Genomic DNA, 19,009 nt, shown 5'->3' with positions numbered 1-19,009 from the left:
AGAGCTGTGCAGAGTTATTCAGAGGGTCCCTAGCTAAAAAGGGCGCTAATTAAACAACAATTGTCATTAACAAGAAAGATATCGCAGGTTCATATCTGACTGTTTTTTAGCCACCCCCCAAACCAACAGGGGAAATTACTGATCACCCGCTCTGTTTTAAGAACAGTCTGTGTTTATCAGCGTCCCAAACAAAAAAAGCAGGCCGAAGCCTGCTTTTACACGGGGAACGAAAGCGAATCAGAGCACGCCTTCGGCCCATTTTTCAAAGGCAGCCAGGGCATCGTCAATACCGGCTGGCTTCTGGCCACCGGCCTGAGCCATTTCCGGCTTACCGCCACCACGGCCATCAACGTATTCCGCACAGGCTTTAACCGCATCACCCGCCTTGGCGGATTTGATCAGGTCTTTGGTCACGCCTGCCAGCAGGGTCACCTTGCCGTCGTTTTCAGCGGCCAGCATGATCAGTGCAGAACCCAGTTTGTTCTTCAGCTGATCCATAGTGGTACGCAGGGCGTTAACATCCGCGCCATCCAGACGAGCGGCCAGCACCTTGACGCCATTAACGTCTTTGGCCTGACCGGCCAGGTCAGAACCGGCACTGCTGGCCAGTTTGGCTTTCAGGGCTTCCAGTTCTTTTTCCAGCTGCTTGCTACGGGACTGCAGTTGCTCAACTTTTTCGGCCACGTTTTCGGTGTTGCCTTTCAGTGAGCTGGCGATGCCTTTCAGGGTTTGTTCTTCTGCAGCAACAAAGTCCAGTGCAGACTGACCCACCACAGCTTCAATACGACGGATACCCGCCGCGATACCGCTTTCGGAAGCAATCTTCAGCAGGCCCAGATCACCAGTGCGAGCGGCGTGAGTTCCACCACAGAATTCAACCGAGAAATCGTCCATACCCATGCTCAGTACCCGCACGGTATCGCCGTACTTCTCACCAAACTGAGCGGCTGCGCCGGTTTCACGAGCGTCCTCGATGCTCATCACACGGGTCACGACCGGGGTGTTGGCACGAATGTGACGGTTCACAATGGTTTCGATCTCAGCCAGCTCAGCCGCAGTAACGGCTTCCAGGTGTGAGAAGTCAAAACGCAGACGGTCGTAGGTGTTCAAGGAGCCTTTCTGGGACACGTGGTCACCCAGAACCTGACGCAGAGCGGCGTGCAGCAAGTGCGTCGCCGAATGGTGCAGGGCTGTGGCCTGACGCTTTTCAGCATCAACCGTTGCCGTCAGCTGATCGCCAACCTTTACAGAACCTTCAACCAGTACGCCTTTGTGCAGGTGGTTGTTGCCTTCCTTGGTGGTGTCTTTCACCTGGAACACAACGCCATCGGCTTTCAGGAAGCCGGTATCACCCGCTTGACCACCGCTTTCGGCATAGAACGCGGTTTCGTCCAGTACCAGTACGGCCTGGTCACCGGCGTTCAGAGTGTCGACAGCATTGCCTTCAACAAACAACGCCTTAACAGTACCGCTGCTTTCCAACAACTCGTAACCGAGGAAGCTGGTCTCGCCGTCGATATCCAGGCCTGCACCGTAGCTGGCACCAAAGTTACCGGCGGCACGGGCTTTTTCACGCTGCTTGTTCATTTCAACGTCGAAGCCGGCTTCATCAACCTTGAGGTCTTTTTCACGGGCAACGTCAGCGGTCAAATCCAGCGGGAAACCGTAGGTGTCGTACAGCTTGAACGCCACTTCACCCGGGATGGTGTCGCCTTGCAGTTCAGCAATTTCAGCGTTCAGAATTGCCATGCCCTTATCCAGGGTTTTGGCAAACTGTTCTTCTTCGATGCGCAGAACTTTCTCAACGTGCTCTTGCAGATTGGCCAGTTCCGGGTACGCCTCGCCCATTTGCTCAACCAGTGCGCCAACCAGCTTGTGGAAGAAGCCAGCGGAAGCACCCAGCATGTGACCATGACGCACGGCACGACGAATAATACGACGCAGAACATAGCCACGGCCTTCGTTGGACGGCAGTACACCATCAACAATCAGGAAGCTGGTGGAACGAATGTGGTCAGCGATCACGCGCAGGGACTTGTTCTCGGTGTCCTTGCAGCCAGTCACTTCAGCAGCGGCAGCCAGCAGCGCCTGGAACAGGTCGATTTCATAGTTGCTGTGAACGCCCTGCTTGATTGCAGAAATACGTTCCAGACCCATGCCGGTATCAACGGATGGCTTCGGCAGCGGCACCATGTCGCCATTTGGCTGACGGTCGAACTGCATGAATACGTTGTTCCAGATCTCGATGAAGCGGTCGCCATCTTCTTCCGGAGACCCTGGAGGCCCGCCCCAGATGTGCTCACCGTGATCGTAGAAAATTTCAGTACACGGACCACAAGGACCGGTATCACCCATTTGCCAGAAGTTGTCGGACGCGTAACGGGCGCCTTTGTTGTCGCCAATGCGAACGATCTTCTCGGCCGGTACGCCCACCTGCTTGTTCCAGATGTCGTAGGCTTCGTCGTCTTCGGCGTAAACGGTCACCATCAGCTTGTCGACTGGCAGTTGCAGGCCGTTTTCTGAGGTCAGGAATTCCCACGCGAACTTGATCGCGTCTTCCTTGAAGTAGTCACCAAAGCTGAAGTTACCCAGCATTTCAAAGAAGGTGTGGTGACGGGCGGTGTAACCCACGTTTTCAAGGTCATTGTGCTTGCCACCGGCACGTACACAGCGCTGGGACGTCGCCGCGCGGGTGTAGCTGCGAGGGTCGCTACCCAGGAATACGTCCTTGAACTGAACCATACCTGCGTTGGTGAACAGCAAAGTAGGATCGTTGCCCGGCACCAGCGGGCTGGAAGGCACGATTTCATGCCCCTTGGAGGCAAAGAAATCCAGGAATGCCTGGCGAATATCTGCGCTTTTCATACGGTGGCAAAATTCCAGTGGTTGCTTTCAATAAAGGCCCGAGTATAGCGGTTTGCGATCAAATGTCCGAGTCCCCCGCCATGTGGATTCGCTATTGGCCAGACAAACGTCGTTGATAAGCCGATTACACCGGGCATGACCCAGGTCATAACAAAGACACTTGCAAAGAATAACTGAATGGTTATATTTGAATTCAGAGTTAAAGAACCACACACCGGAGAGCAACCTATGAACATTGATCGTATCGTGCTGGCGTTTGCAGGAACCATGATTTTGGGCAGCCTTGCGCTGTCGCAACTGCACTCCGTGGACTGGCTATGGCTAACGGCTTTTGTGGGTGCCAACCTGCTGCAAGCCTCGGTCACCGGCTTCTGCCCACTGGCCATCGTGCTTAAGAAGCTTGGTATGAAAAGCGGCCGTGCGTTTTCCTGATTTAAGAACTGAACGAAAAACGCCGCAATGGCAAAACCGCTGCGGCGTTTAAAAAGCACTGAGCAGACCAGACTCAGTCATTGTCCCGGTTACGACACTCATCCAGTGCGTACTGCACCTGATCGGTGTTAAAGCCCCGATAGGCCAAAAAGCGATACAGCTTGGCCTTGTCTTTCTGTTCCGACAAATTCAGACCGTTGGCTTTTTTCAAGGCCGCGTCACGGGCCATTTCGAACCAGTCGACTTCAGACTCTTGCAAGCCTTCCCGAATCAGGGATTCCGCAACGCCTTTCTGGCGTAATTCCTGAAACAGCCGCACCGGGCCAATATTACGCAGGGTTTTGGTACGGATGTAACTGCCAACATAGCGATGGTCGCTTTGCCAGCCACGTTCAGCCAGCTCATCCAGAACACGGTGAAGGTCGTCGGCGGATGCCGCACGGGAGAGGAGTTTTTGCTGTAGCTCCCAGCGCGAATGCTCACGCCGGGAAAGCAGATCAACCACTGCGACCTTCAGAGCCGCAGCGTCGAGGGGATCAGGATTCTGCGGTTTCTTCATCAGAGTCTGCGGCAGCCGCTTCGTCTTCAGTCACGCTGGCGATCAGCTGAGCGCGGATACCGGCTTCGATTTCAGCCGCGATTTCCGGATGCTCTTCCAGGTACGCAGCAGCGTTTGCCTTGCCCTGACCGATCTTGTTGTCCTGATAGCTGTACCAGGCGCCGGACTTCTGCACCAGATCACACTTCACACCCAGGTCGATCACTTCGCCCATGTGGTAGATACCACGGCCGTACATAATCTGGAATTCCGCCTGACGGAATGGCGGAGAAACCTTGTTCTTCACCACTTTAACGCGGGTTTCGTTACCGATAACTTCATCGCCCTGCTTCACGGAACCGGTACGACGGATATCCAGACGAACAGAGGCGTAGAACTTCAGCGCGTTACCACCGGTAGTGGTTTCCGGGCTACCGAACATCACACCAATCTTCATACGAATCTGGTTAATGAAGATCACCAGACAGTTGGCGTTCTTGACGTTACCGGTGATCTTACGCAACGCCTGGGACATCAGACGAGCTTGTAGACCCACGTGGCTGTCGCCCATTTCGCCTTCAATTTCAGCTTTTGGCGTCAGTGCGGCAACGGAGTCGACCACGATCACATCAACGGCACCGGAGCGAACCAGGCTGTCACAGATTTCCAGTGCTTGTTCACCGGTATCTGGCTGGGAAACCAGCAGGCTATCGAGGTCGATGCCCAGCTTCTCGGCATACAGCGGGTCCAGCGCATGCTCAGCATCGATGATGGCAACGGTTTTACCCGCTTTCTGTGCCTGCGCCATGGCGGACAGACACATGGTGGTTTTACCGGAGCTTTCCGGGCCGTAGATCTCAACGATACGTCCCATTGGCAGGCCACCAATGCCAAGCGCAATATCCAACCCCAGCGAGCCGGTGGAAACGGCCGGAATGGCTTCGCGTGGCTGTTCGCCCATCTTCATGATGGCGCCTTTACCAAACTGGCGTTCAATCTGGCTCAGTGCTGCATCCAGTGCTTTTTGCTTGTTCGCGTCCATTGAATTCCTCGTACCCGTCAGGGAAGTTAAAACGTATGGCGATAATTTACTGTAAATTTGACCAGTAGTTAAACACAGATTTTGACCAACGCCAAGAGAACAGCATCAAAATACTGGATGAATTAACAGGATTATTTTTCAGCGGTTCAGGCTTGCTCCAACCAGTGCGACAAGCCCTTGATGGCATGCATCACTGCCTGTTGCCGAACGGCTTCGCGGTCGCCATCAAAGTGGCAGACCTCGGAATGCAAACGGCGATGATTGCCCCAGGCAAACCATACCGTCCCTACCGGTTTACCCGGTACTGCCCCGCCCGGCCCGGCAATGCCGCTGGTCGCCACGGCGACATCGGCATTGCTGTTACTGACGGCACCGACGACCATCTCACGCACGGTTTGCTCACTGACCGCTCCGTGCTGTTCCAGAGTTTCAGCCTCAACGTCCAGCAGCGCCATCTTGGCTGCATTGGAATAGGTCACGAAACCACAATCAAACCACTGCGAAGATCCGGCCAGATCGGTACAGGCCGCTGCGATACCGCCGCCGGTACAAGACTCTGCTGTAGCCAGCATCCAATGACGCATTTTCAATTGCTCGGCCAGCTCCTCGGTTGCAGATTGCAATGACATGGTTGTGTTCTCCAGCAGCACAGGTTACGAAAACAAGTATGCCCCGAAACCGGGGCATACTTAAGGGGACATCTATTTAATCCGGTGCTCACTCTGGGCTACCGGGTGGTTTCGAATCACGAAGCCGACTTGCAGGCCTGACGGGTCAAGTCAAAAGTCGGCGACACAGAGTCGAGATCATCCGGCAGCCCCCGCAGGGCGCGGGTTGCCGCCGCCCAGTGCGGTGTTGACGAATTTGAAAAGGACTCGTCATTTCGCTGCATCCGTCGCCTTGCACTGAACAACGGCAACACTCGCGCAGAGCCGTGCAGGATTAAATAGATGTCCCCTTAAGGACCCATATTGAGAAGAGGTCCTGCAGGTTGTCGTAACAAGACGGCGAATGCAGTGGAATGACAGCTCCTTAATGCACAATACCAAGTGATTTAGTCACGCCATTGCGAGTATTGGTAAAGTCCAAGTAAGCGACTTTGATGTCATAAAACTTACCCATATGATCAATCTTGTACATGATCACACCGTGATAATCGAAATTTTCACCTTCCACGACATCACCGAATACGGACCCTTTTTTGTCTTGCTCGGCGGTAAAGTGGGCCTTTAGTTCAACAGCGACAGAGTCTCCGTCCATCACAAAGTTGACTACAGTCAGCTCCTCTTTCATAACAGACCATATCTTGCGGTAATGCTCTTTCACTTCCGGAATGCCGTTTAATACAAGGTGGCCATTTTGCATACGCATGTTATCGGCGTAGTAGGCCTCAAATGCCAGCGGGTTCTTGTCATTGAACATGGCAATATAATTATCAAATGCGGCTCGATTAATAACCTGATAATTTTTAGTGTGTTCCGGATTGTAGTTATCAGCAGTCGCCACGGGTGCCATGAACACGGCGCTGCCAACAAGACCAAGAAGACAAATTGAGGTTTTTATAGTTTTCAACATAACGTTATTCCTTTCATTTTTTATTTTCACTGAAAGTGAGAGAGTAATAGGGACTACCAGGCTGTCGACCCGCCATCCACGGGTAAATCGGCCCCCGTTACCCAACCTGCTTCATCGGAGGCCAGATAGATGGCCGCATATCCAATATCTTCCGGCTGGCCCAGGCGCCGGATCATGGTTTTGTTCAACACGTCATCACGGAACCCGGGGATATTTTCCAACGGTTCGCGGGTGGCGGTAGTTTCAATCAAGGCCGGTGAAATGGTATTCACCCGTATATTGAATTCACGCCCTTCCATCGCAAGCTGACGTGACATCGCCAGCACTCCACCTTTACCCGCGCAATGGGCGATGGCGGGCAACGGCTTGAACGCGTTATGAGCATTGGCGGAAGCGAAGTTGATCACCGCCGCAGCGCCACTTTTTTTCAAGTGCGGCCAGGCTTTCTGGCAAGTCAGGAACACCACGCTGAGTTCACCGTCGAGGGTGCGCTTCCAGCCTTCGTAGTAGTCCATGTCTTCGAGCCAGGCGAAGGCACCAAAGGCTCCGGCGTTGACCAGAATATCCAGCCGACCATGGGTTTCGATGCAATGGTCGATCAGACGTTGAACGTCTTCCGGTTGGGTCAGATCACACGGTGCCAGCGAGGTCATTGGCGTGCCCTGCTCGGCTGCCAGCTGGTCGGTTTCGGTGGCCGTGGTTACGTTGATGTCTGCGCCGACCACTTGAGCCCCCGCAGCGGCGAACATTAGAGCGCAACCACGGCCAATTCCAGAGCCACTACCGGTGACGATAGCGACCTTGCCTTCAAGGCGATTGTTCTTATTCATGTTTTTAGTCCCTTTGGTCGGACGTCTGATGTCAGGCGTCGGACGCTTATCCTGCAATTCCGAAGGCTCCCACGCAGGAGCGTAGAAGCCAGGTCGCAAGTTTCGCGAATAAATTCGCTCCTACGCTGCGAGGGCGTCGGCTCGCGTCAGTCGTCCGACCTATTTGCTCTTACGGAACGGCAATGACGCCAGGAAGGCCATGTCCTTCAGCTTCATCATTTTGAGGCCAGCGCGGGCTGCGTCGGCGTCGAGGCGGGCTTCCATCGGCATGGTGCCGAAGCTCTTGCCCTTGATGATGAGTTCGCCGTTTTCCTGACCGATGGAGTCAACGCTCATCAGCTCTTCGTCGGCTGGGCCGCGCAGCACCATGCCGCCTTTCTTGACTGCCGCTGCGGCGTTAGGATCACCAGCATCCTGTCGAGCACCTTTGGCAACGGAACCGAAGTCCATGCCCAGTTCTTCGAACATCTTCTGCGCGGTGGCACGGCCTGCACCGTAAACACCACCGCCCGGATGCTGGAACGGGCCAGCCAGGTAGAGATTCTTGATGCCCGGAATGGTGAACTGGCCGAGGTCCGGCGTCGGACGGTGGCCCGCGCTCTGGTACATGTACGGTGCTACGCCGTGCAGGTCGCCGCGCACCATGGAGTTCGGTGAGCTGCGTTCCAGATCCACCGGCGAGCAGATGGTGCGCATGATGATGTTGTCGGAGGTCAGGTTCTTGACGAACTTGCGGTAATGCTCCAGCGACAGGTCACCGATTTCTTCCTTGAACTCGTCCCAATGCTTGCCGGCCCAGCGTTCGTCTTTGACGTCGTATGGCGCAAAGGTGATGCCGTGGAACATGCCTGCGCCTTCCGGTACTCGGGTCTTGTCGCCAATCGATTCATCACCACCGGCACACAGGCGGCGCTTGGTTATCAGGCCACGTTTAAGGTCGTCAAAGTCGGCACACATTTCGTCGAGGGAGTCGGTTGCCATGAATTCCAGCATGGTGGCGTGACCGACGTCTTCACCGGCATAGTACTGAGCGTTTTCTTTCAGGTCGTAGTGAGAAACCATAATCGAGAACGGCGCCAGCGTAGCGCGCTCGGCACGCTTCAGGATTGGCTCGTCAACACCTTCGACGAACTTGCGAATTACGTGTGGGTGAATGGCACCAATCACCGCGTCCTTGGCCATGATCTTTTCACCGTCGGACAGCTCAACACCTTTGGCCTCGTCTCCAGACATCAGGATCTTACGCACTTCGGAATTGCAGCGTACTTCCCCACCGTGGTGTTCGATACAACGCACCAGCGACTCGGTCAGCTTGCCGGAACCGCCAACTGGCTGCGAAACCCCGTAAGTGTGAATGATGCCCGGCATCAGCAGTACGCCCATACCAGTGCCCAGTTCGTTCGGTGCTTGCAGGTTTTCACTCACCAGACGCAACAGGTGAATTTTGATCTTGTCGTTCTCGTACAACTGATTAACCAGGTCGAGGCAGTCGCGGCTCATATAGTCGAGCATGATGCGACCTTCTTCGGTGCGGTCCAGCATCGCCATCATCTCGCCCAGCGGCGGTGGTGGCGAGTACAGGCCCGGCATAAAGACCTTGAGGAAGTCTTGGCTCATCTTCACGAACGCCCGATAGGTTTCGGCGTCTTTTTTTGAGATTTTGGCGAAACATTCGCAGGTCTTGTCGATATCTTTATAGGTGTACAGCACCGACTGATCCGGAAAAATCGTCGCGTGCGGTACGTGGGAATAATGGTAATCCAGACCGTGCTGGCTCATCAGGCCCAGTTCGTCCTGACGAATCATCGGGTTACCCTGAATCATGATGTGAACACTGGAGTGCTCGTCATGCCAGTATCCCGGCGTGTTGATCTGCTGGGTGGATACACCGCCACCCGGATAGGATTTACGCTCCAGAACCAGTACTTTTTTACCAGCCTTGGCCAGATAGGCAGCGGCGACCAGACCATTGTGGCCTGCGCCCATAGCAACGACATCGTAGCTGTTACTGCTCATTTGGATTTCCTCAATTGTCACGCCAGCCGCGGGATCTCGGTTGTGGTGCTGACTGGCGATCGGTTACCGGGCTTTATCCCGGACTCTAGCGAATATCTGAATCAGAAACGGGCTGGCCACTCAGGCCAGCGACACCGCCTTGTTACGAAACAAACGTTGACCAATCATTAGCAGGGTGGCGATTGGCAGTACGAACTGACCAATCAAACCAATCGCCGCAGCGTGCGTACCAGTCACATCCTGCAGGCCAACCACCACCATCGGGGTGAAGAACTGCCCCAGGAAGAAAGCCGCCATCCAGGCACCAGTGCCCAATGCCCGGCGATGGTTCGGCAAATTAATCATGTTCCAGACCATCAGGGTCGGTAACATCAGCCCGGCGCCCAGGCCAGTGATCAGCATTCCAGCCACCATGATTTCCGCATTACCACCGGCACCACCAATCAGCAGGTAACCAATACCCACCAGCGCCAAGGCAGTACCCAACCTCAAGGCAGTTCCAAACCAGGCCACGTTAATCAGAAAGCGAAAGCTGATGGAGCCAAGAACAACAGCAACCTGGCCCAGGGATGCAAGCAGACCAATGGTGCTGGGAGCAGTGATATTGACGCTGTGCAGCAAGTAACCAATGTGCACCTGAACCGACATAAACAGAATGGCTCCGATCAGGGTCACTGCGCAGATACCGGCGATTTTCAGCGGGTTCCACATGGCTTTTTCTTCATCGGAGAGGGATTCCAGCAAGTGCTGCGGTTCAGCACGCTTGGGTTCCCACAATACGATCAGGGCCATCACTGCCAGAATGATGGAAATGCTGTACACCATGAACGGGGTGCGCCAGCCAAATTCACCCAGAGCTCCGCCAATGGCAATAAACAACACAGCGGAAGCGGATGAGAAGGTGGTGTTCAGCGCCAGATAGCGTTCGCGCTGGACGCCAGAATAGTAATCACCGATCAGAGCCACCGACGACGTCATAATGATGGCTTCCGCCAGCCCAACCCCGATACGAGTGCCAATAATGGTTGGTAATGAATCGATAAAGACAGGTGCAACACCGAATGCCGCGTAGAGAAGCAGACCAAAAACCAACAGGTTTTTACGTCCTGTACGGTCGGCAATGACACCGACAATCATGGAAAACAGTGCAATTACCAGCCCGGGGGCCGTCAGTGCCATCGGCACCAGAAATTCAACGTTGGGCGTGGCTGAAAAGTATTCCTGCATTTGTGGCAATACAGGGGCAATTACCACGGCAGCCAATACTGACATACAGCCGCAAAGCAGCAGTAACCAGGCGTGAAGGGGCCGGGCAACTGGGGTCATGTTGTTATTCATATTATTGACTCCCGAATATGGGTTGGAAGATTACCGGGTCTTGCGACCCGGGTCTCTTTGAGTGTGTAAATACTGAGTCAGCTATCAACGAATGCCTTCGCCAGCCATGGCTTCCGGGGTGAAAGTGAAGTCGTCGTAACGCTCCATCACCTTGTACTGCTCGTCGGAATCGTTCAGTACACCGTCGACATACCAGGCACCCGACACCAGGTCGTAGAAGCCGAAGCTCATGGGCGGCAGAGTGGCCGGGATATCTGGCGCAGTGATCGGGTTGGAGAAGCCCATCTGCCAGAAGTCGCCGTTGGCATCCCAGTGGTCAGCCAGTACTGCGAACCAGGTGTCTTCATCGAGGTAGTAACGACGCTTCGGAGCCAAATGACGCTGACCTTCTTTAACAGTCGCTTCGATCACCCAAACACGATGCTTCTCGTAACGCATATCTTCCGGGTTGATGTGATGATCCAGCAGGATCTCTTCGGAAGGACGCTGGAACAGGCGGTTGTTGTTGTACGGGATGTACATTTCCTGCTTGCCAACAATGTTCCAGTCGAAACGGTCGGTACGGCCGTTGAACACGTTGGTCTGGTCGAACATGGAAATGCCAGCCGACGCCGGGGTCGGCGTATCGCAGCAGGAATTAGGCAGCTTACGTACACGACGCTGACCGGTGAAGTACACCCAGGTCTCGCCCTTGCCGTTCTGGATGTTTTCGTGGCCAACAATCGCCTCGCCAGCGCGAATCGCCGGGCCATAGTTCAGCAAGCGGATCTTCCAGAACACGCCTTCGTAGTCGTCCATGAACTCTTCGTAGTTGGACTCCTGGAAGTAGTACGGCATCTGGAAATCACCGGACGCCAGTACGGTCGGTACGTGCTGACCGGAAGCGGTGGTCTGCATGCCACGCACATCCACATGGTGGGACGCCGGACGCCATGCCAGCAGGTGGTTCCACATCGCCTGCTCACCGGTTTGCGGAATCGGGAATGGAATACCGCCGAAGGCGCCCTTCACTTCCGAACCATCCAGCGTGGCCTTCACGGCATTGGTTTTGGTGTTGTCGTAGACCCACTGCGGTGCCGCTGCAGTACGATGGGTCTTGTATACCGGCACGGTGAAGGTATCCGGATACTTTTTCAGCATCGCCTTCAGACCTTCCGACAGCCCCTTCTCGTACTGCGCCATATTGGCGGCAGTAATCACGAACAGAGGCTGTTCATCAGCGTAGGGGTCGCTGCGTTTGCCGCCATTTTTGAAACCGGCAGGCACTGTGGTGTTACCACCGGTCCAGGCCGGAATAGAGCCGTCGGCGTTGGCCGCTTTTTCAGCACCGAATGGCGTCAGATCAGCGCCCAGACGGTTAGCTTCCTGTTGGGAAACAGCCGCAGAGGCAACGCCCGCCGCCGTCAGCAAAGCGCTCAGCAGAGCAACTTTCATGGGTTTGGTAATAGCTTTCATGAGGTTCTCCCGAGCTTAGAAAGTGCGACGAATGTTGAAAGAAATGTTGTCGCGGTCGGACATGGCCTGCTTGTAGGAACCGTGGCCGTTTTCATCGATCACGTTATCCACCGGACCAAAGAAGTTGTTGTAGGCAAAACCAAAGCGCCATACGTCGAGATAAGTGCCTTCAACCCCCAGACTCAGATCACCGGTTTTCTCACCCATAAACGAGCCTTCCGCCAGCGAGTTACCGTGCAGGCCATAGCCCAGTACCATCGGCACACTCAAATCCAGGCCCGGCAGTACCTGACGGTATTTCGGGGCATAGATCAGACGCATGTTCCAGGCATCGCGGTCGCCGTTCGGATTCAGTACGCCACCACGGTCATGGGTCACTTCCATCACGTGGTTGTAGGCAATCTCGCCAAGGAAATCGGCTTCGCGGGACAGGAAGTTCGGGCCAATGCTGGCCAGCCAGTTCACCTGTGCATGGCTGGTGTTACCAATGGCGTACAGCGCATCGCTTTCGGTATTGCCGCCCTTCACACCAGTGATGTAACGCATGTCAGCCGCGGCATCGCTGTTCAGCGGCGTGTTACGACGAATGGAGGCTTCAGCGGCAAAGTTGAAGTTGCCAAAGGTACGGGTGGCCGACACACCAAAAGCTTTCACGCCTTCGTGGTACAACCAGCGGTACTCACCGGCCTGCACCCGGCCTTCGCTGTCGACCTGGGCATCGGCAAACGGCATCACATTGATGTTTGGTGCCTTGTTGTTGTACTGGATGGCGTAGAAACCGTAGTCGGATTCTTCACCGCGGTAGCGCAGCTGCACACCGTACTGACCGGAGTCTTTGGCCTCGGCATCGGCCGCCCGTTTGAAGTACACAGAGCCGTCCGGCGCCAGCAGCATTTGCTCGGCACCTTCACTGAGGAAGTCAACGCCAGAGAAGTAGGAACCGGAGCCCGGCAGACGGGTTTTCTTGAATTCCAGCTGGTAGTAAGCCCCTACCGACAGATCACGGGTAAGCTGCAACTGACCGGAAATCTGCTCCACCGGACGCATCAGTTCCTTGAACTGCACCGATGGCACCGCCATCGCCTTGGCAACGTCGATAGGCGCCTGGCCATTGGCAATACCGTTGCCACCGAAGAACAGCGACTCCCCCCATACCATGGTGTGCGAGCCAATTCGGCCAGTCATGGATACATCGCCCACGCGGGCACGACCAAACACAAAGTAGTCGAGCATTTCGACGTTCTGGCCGTGCAGGTCTTTGGTGCCGTCGGTGAATTCGTTGTAGTCGGTCGACAGCGGGTTAGCGGTCGATTCCGAATCGTTGTCGTTCTCGCCGGAATACTCGCTGTCGTACCAGCCTGCGGCGCTCAAGCGCATGCCGTACTTGCGCTTGTAGATCACATCCATTTCAGTCAGAACGTCGAGACGATTGGAAACCAACCCCTTGTCGAAGTTACGGTTACCGTCGTCGGTATTCGGCCAGTTGCCCTGGGTATCGGCCGTTAGTCGGTCGTGCTGATCCTGCAAACGGAACATGTTCGAATACTTCACCGTGGTATCCCACATCACTCGCAGATCCGAGCTGTTGGTTACCATAAAGGCGTTGGCATGACCGGCGCTGAGGGCCGCTGCTACTGCCGCAGCCAGCAGGGTTGGTCGGCCGAGCGAGCGTGCCTGATTTACTGCTGTGGTTTGCCTGTTAGTCATCACTGATAGGCTCCTTGTTATATTTATGGTCGTCAGTGCTTGAACAGCCGTTAGCGCCAATGCGCCATGGGCAGTCCGGCAACAGGGGATCGGAAACTCGGCAAACTGCTTCCCGCCAGACTTCCGATATAAACGGTCTTCAGATCCGGCCCACCAAAGGTGATGCTGGCCATCATCGGTGCCAGCGTGCCCTTGCAAGCGCCCATCAGCTCGGGCGTGGTGGTGCCTTCATCGAAATGCTTGTGATAGATCGCCAGCGCTTCCGGGTTACCGTCGTCCAGCAAGGTCAGCACCTCGCCTTCTGGCGTCAGAGCGATCAGGCGTTCGTTCAGAATCAGGGTGATCCAGAGGTTGCCGTAACTGTCGAAGGCAAAACCGTCCGGGTAACCGCCCAAATCGGCGGGGCCGTAAATTTCGCGCTCCAGCTCGTTCAACTGGTCGTCGAAGCGCACCCGGGAAATGCGTTTGGCGTTGGTTTCCACCACGTAGAGCCACTCTTCGTCAGCGTCGAAACGGATCTCGTTGGTGCCCACAAAACCATCGGCCGCCACGCGAATGGTGTCGCCATCAATCACACCCACATAGCCGTCGGCGGTTTTCTCGTTGATGGAAATCGTCCATGGGTCCTGACGGGTAGTGACGGTGAACCAGATACGGCCCTTGCTATCCAGCAGGCAGAAATTCATCTTGCCGAGCGGTTTGCCGTCCATGCTGTCGAACAGCAGTTCGGATTCGCCGTCGCGGCTCATGCGCTCAATGGCGTTGGTGCCAAAATTGGCAATCACGATGTTGCCGTCGGCGTCGAACGCCAAACCGTTTGGCAGGGTGCCGCCCATCATGCGATCGGCGGCAGAAGCGTTTTCATCCAGGCCTTCAGTTGGCTGCTGGGCTATTAAGGTTTGCTCTCCGCCTGGCGCAATGTGCACCACGCCACCGCGGGCATCGGCAGTCCAGAGGCTGCCGTCCGGCTCGGCCAGAATGCACTCCGGCCGTTGCAGGTCGTGGCCAACCATCACGATGTCTTCAGGCTGCGGCTGCCAGCCAATCAATGGGTTAGTCATAAAGGCTCCTTGGCATCGGCAGCTACCACGGCCAACCGATTCAATGATTCAGAAACAAATGGATCAGAAAAAAGATGGGGATGGCTGTCGGCGCTCAACCCCAGCAGCTGCAGCGGGTTGTGGATAAGCAGGGTTTCCAGCTCATGCTGACCAAGGGCAGAAAGCCATTCCTGCGCCGCTTTGCTTCCCATATCGAACGGGTAATCGGTACCCAACACCACGCGCTCAATACCGACCTGATCAATCAGATGACGCAGCGCCAGTGGCGAAAACACCAGGCTGTCGAACCACAATTGGGAAAGGTATTCCGACGGTTGGCGGGGCAGGTGCGCCAGCTCCGGCCTTACCGCGGCACCGCGGTTATGGCGGCCAATGTATTGCGGCAAATAGCCACCACCATGGGCGGTGAGGATTTTCAGATTGGGAAAACGGTCGAGCACCCCGCCGACCATCAAACGCGACACCGCGATGGTGGTATCCAGTGGCTGACCGATCAGGTTCGACAGGTAACCGTCCTGCAAGCGGTCATCCACGCGGGTCGAAAACGGATGAATAAATACCAGCGCACCCAGCTCAGCGGCGGCTTGCCAGAACGGCAACAGCTCGGCGGCATCAAGGTCGCTGTCGTTCACACGGGTAGAGATTTCAACGCCGTAAAAACAAGGCTGCTGCATCAGCTCGCGCAGCTGTTTCACGGCCAGTTCAGGATGCTGCAGCGACACCGCACCCAGGCCAATAAAACGCTGTGGATACTGTTCGCACAGCTGCTGAATCGCGGCGTTTTGCAGCGCCACCAGCTCGGCTGACAAGGCTTCGTCGGCCCAGTAGAAATACTGTGAAGGCGATGGGCTCAGGCACTGCATGGCCACGCCTTCAGCATCCATATCCGCCAAACGCTGCTGCACGTCGACCAGCTTGCCGATTACCGAAGGCATCATCACATCGCGGTTGTGCTCAACCGACGCCACGCCCATTTCTTCCACAAAGCGCTGTTGCTCGGCAGCAAAAGCCGGATGGCTGGCGGCTTTCTGATTGGCCGCAGGCGCAAACACATGGCAGTGCATATCAATGGCACCGGCCACGCAGGGAGCCGATGGTTTGTGATGTGAGCGGCCACAGCCGCACTGATGCAATTGGATCGAACTCACTGGACACCTCCAGTCACTCCGAACGGGTGTTCGGAAGCCACTGAAGACGAGTTGAAAGCGCATTCCCCAAACAAGGGTGTGGCCTTGGCAACGGTCGGACGACAGCAGCGTTATTGTTATTTTTCTGTGTCTGTCGCTGCCTCGGATATTGGGTAGTCCGTGTTCGGTCGTCCTGATTCCGGGCAGCGTCAGCGCGAGTACGGAGCCATACTAAGACCCGGTTTTACCATCCACTAAATCGTTTGCTTCCATGTCTGGCATTGGTTACGCCAATACCAAAATACCCACCTGCTGCTCTGCCGATGGCGATTCGACAGCCTCTCGATCATTCAAATACAGCCCCTTGAATGGCTTCAAAAAGTTTTTTAATCCATAAAAAAATCTATATTTTTCAAAAACTTAGAGAATAAAAAAGAAATAAAAAAAGAAGAAGACAAGAGGGAAAAGAAGATACTGGCAGCCGTTGTGGTCCTAAGCACCCGAGCAAACCGCCTTCTCGGGCAGGCCCGAACCTGACACTCACTGACACTAAAGAAGCCTTATCAGCTACATTTCGGGCCACGGCCAATGTATCCATAAAACGGATCATTGCCATCACAACCATCCAGCAATACGATCAAGGCCAACAAAAATAACAATACCCACATAGTGAGGTGCCCATGCGATTCAACCGCTTTGACCTCAACCTGCTGGTTGTCCTCGACGCGCTGCTTAGCGAGCGCAATATCACCCGTGCCGGAGAAAAAGTGTTCCTTAGCCAGAGCGCCACCAGTGGTGCCTTATCGCGACTGCGAGAATACTTCGACGATCCCCTGCTGGTGCAGGTAGGCCGCAAAATGGTACTGACGCCGCTTGGCGAAAGCCTGATCCCCCAGGTGCGTGAGCTGCTGATGAAAATCCAGACCACCCTAGAAAGCCGGCCCGACCTCGATATTGCCCACGCCCAGCGGCAGCTGACCATGGTGATGTCGGACTACCCCGTCACCATCCTGATGCCGGAAGTGCTGCGCCGCGCCGCCGAACAGGCACCGGGCATCATGTTTGAAACCATGGCCCCCACCAACGCACCGATTGAAGAAATGGAACAAGGCAACGCCGACTTTCTGATGCTGCCCAACAACTTCCTGTCGCCGGATCACCCTTCAGTGGACCTGTTTGAAGAAGACTTTGTGATCATCTGCTGGAGCGAAAACCGCACCGTTGGCGACAGCCTCGATATAGAACAGTACTGCGCCCTCGGCCACGTGTTAGCCCAATTCGGCTCCAAACGACGCCCCAGCGTAGACAGCTGGATGATGAAACGCGGCGGCATCGAACGACGGGTAGAAGTCACCGTAAACACCTTCAGCGCCATCCCCCAATGCGTGGTCGGCACCCAGCGCATCGCCACCATTCACCGCCGCCTGGCCCAGCAATGGGCACAATACCTGCCAATCCGCATCCTCGAAGCACCAATGGAAATCCCCTCGTTCAAATGGGGCCTGCAATGGCACGAAATGCACAACGTCGACCCCGTCACCCAATGGGTGAAAGACCTGATCGTGACCTGCTCTCAGGAACTGCCGGACGTGCATAGTTTCAACCGCTAGGGGTCAGGTGCAGTCGGTTTTTCTTTTTTGAGTTTCTTTTTGTGAAAGTCCCTGATCTGTGGGCCGGGGGCACTGGCAGATGGATTATGGTGCGCACTGCGCACCGCAAAGGCGGGCCACATATTCCAGGCGACGGGGTGCTATCACGATGCCAATAGACTGCTCGTAATTGCCAAGTGGCATGTCAGACGGAGGCTCTACCGAGGGCATTGGAAAAATGGGGAGAACCCTTTTACCTATGCCCGTTATATCTCCTCAACCCCACACCCCTCTTCCACCAACGGCCTGAACAGTTGCTTGCGGGCGGCCCAGTAAGACAACGGGCGGTTGCTGTTATTGACCGCCTGCCCGGCGGATACCGGCAGTCGGATCATCAGGTAGTGGCCGTCGGCGGTGTTGATCAGCGGGCCCGCCTGATTAAGCGGCTGTTGTTGGATAACTTCGGCAACCTCCGGGGCGAAGGTATTCAGGCTGATTAACCTGGCGCTAGTTGGCCGACGAGAATCAGGTTGGAGAGAATCTGGCTGTTGGGAGTCCGGTTTCTGCTTGTTGCTACTGCTGCTCGTTAATACCAGCTCCCCTTCTGAACGCTTTCCTTTCAAGCCCTGCTCCTTCCTGAAGCCCTTCATTAAACCCAACTGCTGCTGGGCGGTTTTACCGTCCAGTTGTTTGCGCAAATCAGAGAGTTTGTCTGAGTCAGAACCCGGTTCTTCATACAGCCAGAAACCGTACACCAGTTGGTGTTCTTTCATGTATTGCTCAACCGTGTTTGGTGGGGCTTTTTCGCCATTAACACCGTACAGCTGTTCGAACAGGCGGTCGGCCAGTAAATCTGAGTTATGCAGCCAGTGGTACATGGCTTCGCTTTGGTACATGCGACGCACCTGAATCAGGTATTCGCCAAGGCCGCCATAACGGCGAATGCCTTGCTGGCGTTGTTGCTGCCACTGTTGTTCGTCGTTATCGGTAATAACAATATCGTGCTGGCTGGCCAGGGTGCGCAGCTGGCGTTGCTGGCACATGTAGCTGATGGATTGTTGTTCTATGTCTGCAGGGGTTCGTTCGGCTGGGAATGGTTGGCGCTGGCTGAACTTGAGCCAGAAGCGGGCTTCGTCGAGTCGGACGGGGTCGCCGTTCACTTCGCCCCATTGTGGCCAGTCGATCTGGTAAGGAGAGCTGGTTGCTGAAAAGTCATCGGTAGTCTGGCCTGACCAGACTGCGAGGCTGAGCGCCAGCAATGGCACCACTAATAGAAGATGGCGGAACAAAAGATGAGGAGACAAAAGCCGGGAGAATTTGATGTTCATTCTGGATATCCAACACAAGTGACGCGCGCCTGAAAGCCGGAAGCGGGTGATATGGATCGAGCCCCTTGCAGCAGACCGGACGGAGAACCGATTTGCCGCAAGGGAC

The 19,009-nt window shown here is 55.3% G+C and carries 15 protein-coding genes; 2 read left to right on the top strand and 13 right to left on the bottom strand.

Annotated elements, in window-relative coordinates:
• Positions 1 to 237: 237 nt before the first annotated feature.
• On the bottom strand, positions 238 to 2,865 hold the full coding sequence (alaS, locus tag ACXADJ_RS00630; protein ID WP_475061949.1) for an alanine--tRNA ligase: 2,628 nt from the start codon (positions 2,863 to 2,865) through the stop codon (positions 238 to 240).
• 228 nt (positions 2,866 to 3,093) lie between these two features.
• Here alaS and ACXADJ_RS00625 point away from each other — a divergent pair, with 228 nt between their 5' ends.
• On the top strand, positions 3,094 to 3,297 hold the full coding sequence (locus ACXADJ_RS00625) for a YgaP family membrane protein (RefSeq protein WP_475061947.1): 204 nt from the start codon (positions 3,094 to 3,096) through the stop codon (positions 3,295 to 3,297).
• 73 nt (positions 3,298 to 3,370) lie between these two features.
• Here the strand turns inward: ACXADJ_RS00625 and ACXADJ_RS00620 are convergent, their stop codons facing one another.
• The 11 genes from ACXADJ_RS00620 to ACXADJ_RS00570 form a co-directional block, all read right to left on the bottom strand.
• Entirely contained in the window at positions 3,371 to 3,856 is a 486-nt protein-coding gene (locus ACXADJ_RS00620) for a regulatory protein RecX (protein ID WP_475061945.1), read from the bottom strand.
• A complete protein-coding gene (gene recA, locus ACXADJ_RS00615) occupies positions 3,834 to 4,877 on the bottom strand; it encodes a recombinase RecA (protein ID WP_028293962.1) in 1,044 nt (347 codons plus the stop codon). The genes ACXADJ_RS00620 and recA overlap by 23 nt, the downstream gene beginning before the upstream one ends.
• A gap of 146 nt (positions 4,878 to 5,023) precedes the next feature.
• On the bottom strand, positions 5,024 to 5,506 hold the full coding sequence (locus ACXADJ_RS00610; protein WP_475061943.1) for a CinA family protein: 483 nt from the start codon (positions 5,504 to 5,506) through the stop codon (positions 5,024 to 5,026).
• Between the two features lie 403 nt (positions 5,507 to 5,909).
• On the bottom strand, positions 5,910 to 6,452 hold the full coding sequence (locus ACXADJ_RS00605; protein ID WP_475061941.1) for a nuclear transport factor 2 family protein: 543 nt from the start codon (positions 6,450 to 6,452) through the stop codon (positions 5,910 to 5,912).
• 53 nt (positions 6,453 to 6,505) lie between these two features.
• The gene (locus ACXADJ_RS00600) at positions 6,506 to 7,339 is read right to left on the bottom strand and encodes an SDR family NAD(P)-dependent oxidoreductase (RefSeq protein WP_475061939.1); all 834 of its coding nucleotides are present in this window, start codon (positions 7,337 to 7,339) and stop codon (positions 6,506 to 6,508) included.
• Positions 7,340 to 7,441: 102 nt separating this feature from the next.
• Positions 7,442 to 9,298, bottom strand: coding sequence for a phytoene desaturase family protein (locus tag ACXADJ_RS00595; RefSeq protein WP_475061937.1), 1,857 nt, complete (start codon positions 9,296 to 9,298; stop codon positions 7,442 to 7,444).
• A gap of 120 nt (positions 9,299 to 9,418) precedes the next feature.
• Entirely contained in the window at positions 9,419 to 10,636 is a 1,218-nt protein-coding gene (locus ACXADJ_RS00590; protein WP_475061935.1) for an MFS transporter, read from the bottom strand.
• An 84-nt stretch (positions 10,637 to 10,720) separates the two neighbouring features.
• Positions 10,721 to 12,091, bottom strand: coding sequence for a DUF1329 domain-containing protein (locus ACXADJ_RS00585; protein ID WP_475061933.1), 1,371 nt, complete (start codon positions 12,089 to 12,091; stop codon positions 10,721 to 10,723).
• Positions 12,092 to 12,106: 15 nt separating this feature from the next.
• Positions 12,107 to 13,798, bottom strand: a complete 1,692-nt coding sequence (locus tag ACXADJ_RS00580; protein ID WP_475068081.1) for a DUF1302 domain-containing protein — start codon at positions 13,796 to 13,798, stop codon at positions 12,107 to 12,109.
• Positions 13,799 to 13,848: 50 nt separating this feature from the next.
• Positions 13,849 to 14,859, bottom strand: coding sequence for an SMP-30/gluconolactonase/LRE family protein (locus ACXADJ_RS00575; RefSeq protein WP_475061931.1), 1,011 nt, complete (start codon positions 14,857 to 14,859; stop codon positions 13,849 to 13,851).
• Positions 14,856 to 16,007: an amidohydrolase family protein gene (locus ACXADJ_RS00570; RefSeq protein ID WP_475061926.1), complete on the bottom strand. Its 1,152-nt coding sequence runs from the start codon at positions 16,005 to 16,007 to the stop codon at positions 14,856 to 14,858. The genes ACXADJ_RS00575 and ACXADJ_RS00570 overlap by 4 nt, the downstream gene beginning before the upstream one ends.
• A gap of 659 nt (positions 16,008 to 16,666) precedes the next feature.
• Between ACXADJ_RS00570 and ACXADJ_RS00565 the strand changes: the two genes are divergently transcribed.
• Positions 16,667 to 17,596, top strand: coding sequence for a LysR family transcriptional regulator (locus tag ACXADJ_RS00565; protein WP_475061924.1), 930 nt, complete (start codon positions 16,667 to 16,669; stop codon positions 17,594 to 17,596).
• Between the two features lie 245 nt (positions 17,597 to 17,841).
• Here ACXADJ_RS00565 and ACXADJ_RS00560 read toward each other — a convergent pair whose 3' ends face one another.
• Positions 17,842 to 18,903, bottom strand: a complete 1,062-nt coding sequence (locus ACXADJ_RS00560) for a hypothetical protein (RefSeq protein ID WP_475061922.1) — start codon at positions 18,901 to 18,903, stop codon at positions 17,842 to 17,844.
• Positions 18,904 to 19,009 lie beyond the last annotated feature (106 nt).

The organism is Oceanobacter sp. ABM4_470, from assembly GCF_056158645.1.
The sequence above is the reverse complement of the archived record's forward strand: the minus strand, read 5'-3'. Positions and strand labels throughout refer to the sequence as shown.